The sequence below is a fragment of the Xanthovirga aplysinae genome (genome assembly GCF_009711365.1).
In the GTDB taxonomy this organism is placed as follows: domain Bacteria; phylum Bacteroidota; class Bacteroidia; order Cytophagales; family Cyclobacteriaceae; genus Xanthovirga; species Xanthovirga aplysinae.
Genome location: NZ_SMMB01000773.1, coordinates 1 through 3821 on the forward strand (window position 1 = coordinate 1; position 3821 = coordinate 3821).

At 38.5% G+C, this 3821-nt stretch carries 1 protein-coding gene; it reads right to left on the bottom strand.

The annotated features are described in order from the left end of the window. Positions 1-192 precede the first annotated feature (192 nt). Positions 193-3048, bottom strand: a complete 2856-nt coding sequence (uvrA, locus tag E1171_RS05470; RefSeq protein WP_155204864.1) for an excinuclease ABC subunit UvrA — start codon at positions 3046-3048, stop codon at positions 193-195. Between the last annotated feature and the right edge of the window lie 773 nt (positions 3049-3821).

Here is a 3821-nt window from a genome sequence, read left to right on the forward strand (position 1 = left end):
TTTTTTAAAAAATTACTTGTTAAGGTGAAGGGAAAAGTACATGATCTGAATTAAAATTTTAAAGGCTTTTGAGCCTTGATTTTACTTTGCTTTAAGAATTTATTATTCTATCCTGTAAATAATAAATACCTCAAAATAAGTATTAGAAACCAAATAAAATTTCAGGAATCAAGATTCAAACAGCCCTATATATCAAGCTTTCAACTCTTCTCTCAAAAATTTAGCGGTGTAACTCTTTTTGTTTTTTGCCACCTTTTCCGGAGCTCCCTGGCAAACTATTTGTCCACCTTTTTCACCACCCTCTGGCCCAAGGTCAATGATATGATCCACCACTTTTATCACATCCAGGTTATGCTCAATAATTAACACGGTATTTCCCTTATCTGTTAATTTATTGAGCACATCCAACAAGTGTTGAATATCCTGAAAATGTAAACCTGTGGTTGGTTCATCCAGAATATAAAGGGTTTTTCCAGTATCTTTTTTTGAAAGTTCGGTCGCCAGTTTCACCCTCTGGGCCTCTCCTCCAGAAAGGGTTGTGGCATGCTGCCCCAAGGTTATGTATCCCAAACCTACATCGAACAAGGTTTTTATTTTTCTGACAATTTTGGGTTGGTTTTCGAAAAAATCCACGGCTTCTTCCACCGTCATATCCAATACATCGGAAATGGATTTCCCCTTAAAACGGACCTCCAATGTTTCCCGATTGTATCTTTTGCCTTTACAGCTCTCACAAGGCACATGTACATCCGGCAAAAAGTCCATTTCAATTTGCTTCATTCCAGCCCCTTCACAAGTTTCACATCTCCCTCCTTTTACGTTAAAGGAGAATCGCCCAGGTTTGTAACCTCTTATTTTGGCTTCTGGCAAATTGGCAAAAAGAGCACGAATTTCCGTAAACACACCAGTATAGGTGGCCGGGTTCGACCGTGGTGTTCTTCCAATAGGTGCCTGGTCAACCTCAATCACCTTGTCGATATTTTCCAATCCTTTTATTTCCTGATAGGCTAAAGGTTCCAATTTGGACCGGAAAAAATGCCTATTCAGGATCGGGAATAAGGTTTCATGGATTAAAGTGGACTTTCCACTCCCAGAAACTCCGGTAATACATATCATTTTACCTAAGGGCAACTCCAGATTAATCTTTTTCAAATTATTGCCTTGAGCGCCTTTTAGTAACAAGGTTTTGCCATTTCCCTCTCTTCTCTGTTCAGGAATGGCAATCGTGCATTCTCCCTTCAAATAACTGGCTGTGATGCTATCCTGGGCCAAAATTTCTTGAGGTGTTCCGGAAGCCACAATATGTCCCCCGTGATAACCTGCACCCGGTCCTATATCTAAAATATAGTCCGAATCCAGCATCATTTCTTTATCATGTTCAACCACCACAATGGTGTTTCCCAGGTCACGTAAATCCTGAAGGGCTTGAATCAATTTTACATTATCCCGTTGATGCAACCCAATACTGGGCTCATCCATAATGTAAAGAACCCCCACCAACTGGGTTCCAATTTGAGTTGCCAAACGAATACGTTGGGCTTCACCTCCTGAAAGGGTTCGTAAAGGCCGATTCAAATTCAAATAATCCAGACCCACATTAAGCAAAAAGCTAATCCGTTTACGAATTTCTTTCAATACTTCAGTGGCTATCCGCTTTTGGCGTTGATTCAAGCGTTTCTCCAGACCGGTAAACCATTTAGCAAGGGACTGCACATCCAACATGGCCAGCTCCGCAATGTTTTTTCCATCAATCAAAAAATGTAAAGATTCCTTTTTTAATCGAAGGCCATTGCAATCAGGACAAACCTTAATTTCCGTAAATTCTTTTACCCATTGCTGGATCTTATCGGAGCCTCCCTCCTTTTGTTTTTCCAGGAAATGAATGATCCCCTCAAATTTAGTATTCCATTCTGTTCCCGGATATTTTACAGATGCTACTGCAACTGGTTCATCGGAACCATAAAGTAGAGTTTTTATGACTTCCTCAGGCAATTCTTTAATAGGGGTGGAAAGATTCATCTTGTAGCGTTTCAGGATAGAATCAATCTTTTTAAAAATCCATATATCCCTATACTCCCCCAAGGCAGCAATTCCACCACGGCTAATGCTTAAGTTTCTATCTGGTATAATAGACTCCTCGGTAATTTTTTCGATTTGCCCCAAACCATTACAAGTCGGACAGGCTCCATAAGGAGAATTGAAAGAAAAAGAATTGGGCGCTGGTTCATCATAAGCTAAACCAGTTTCAGGATCCATCAGATGTCGGGAAAAATGTTGAATTTTTCCTTGCTGATCGGCTACCATCATAACCCCTTTTCCTTCTGTCAAGGACGTTTTAACCGATTGGGCAATACGGAAACGATCACTTGGGGTCACCACCAACCGGTCTACCACAATTTCAATATCATGAGTGGCATAGCGATCAACCTGCATTTTTGGCACCAGATCCATAGTCTCTCCATCTACTCGCACCTTTACAAATCCCTTTTTTCGAATCTGTTGAAACAGCTCCCGATAATGGCCTTTCCTTCCTTTTACAACTGGAGCCAAAAGGATTAACTTTGCCTTATCATGGTTTTTCAATATATGCTCTACAATCTGATCCTCAGTTTGTTGCTCCATTTTTCTCCCTGTCTGATAGGAAAAAGCCTCGGAAGCGCGAGCATAAAGCAAACGCATAAAATCATATATCTCGGTAAGTGTACCCACTGTGGAGCGAGGGTTTTTAGAAGTCGTTTTCTGTTCAATGGAAATTACTGGGCTTAACCCATTAATTTTATCCACATCCGGACGTTCCATATCTCCAATAAAAGAGCGTGCATACGCAGAAAAGCTCTCCATATAACGTCGTTGCCCTTCCGCATAAATGGTATCAAAAGCCAGAGAAGATTTCCCACTTCCACTCACCCCGGTAATCACCACCAATTTATTTCGAGGAAAGCTGGTGTCTATATTTTTTAAATTATGTTCTCTGGCACCAAAAATCTCTACTTTCTCATGTCCACTGCTATCCACTACCTGTGAACTATCTGATTTTTCTTTCCGCATTTTCTATTTCTTCCGAAAAAGGTTAATTTAATAATCTGGAAGAGCTCCTATGCACATTTTTCACTCTTTTTGATGAAGAAATGGAGCATGGTATTTCTTCCAAAATTAATTAACTATAACTAGTCATAAGGCCCCACGCCCTAAATTTCAACTTTGTTAATAAAGTATTGTACCGTTATAGGTGTTCTTCTTACTCGTTTTCATTATTAAGGCTACAATAAATCCACCACCTTCTTAACGAAAAAACTTGCAAAGGATGCAAGTTATCAAAAGTGTTTTGCAGGCTAAAATATTCCCAACTAAAATAATCAATTCCCCCTAAAGAACTTGGAGTCTAAACTATTATACCCATAAAGACAATCTTCTATTCTTGTGCAGTGGTTTGATTTAGTTTAAAGGGAATAGCTCTTTCATTTCCATTTAAAAGCCTCAAACAGTTTATCTCTTCTAAAAGTTTCTGCAAACAACCTTATTTAAATGAAAATATATTTTGGTCAAATTTTAAGGTGAAGGACCTACAAAACTGTAAACTTATTCTTCAAAATCTTTTTAAAGTTAATGAGAGGCAAAAACTTTCCTCTTTAGGAATTTCATCAACAACTAACTATTTATTATGAATGCCCAAGAACTATTAGAAACTATTTTTAAGAATGAAAAGGTAACTGATGGTGTAGGTAAGGAATATAAATTAAACTCCCACCTGGACGAAAATGAAGGAAGATTTATAAAAAAAATCATACAAGAAAATAATTCAAAAAAAACCATTGAAATCG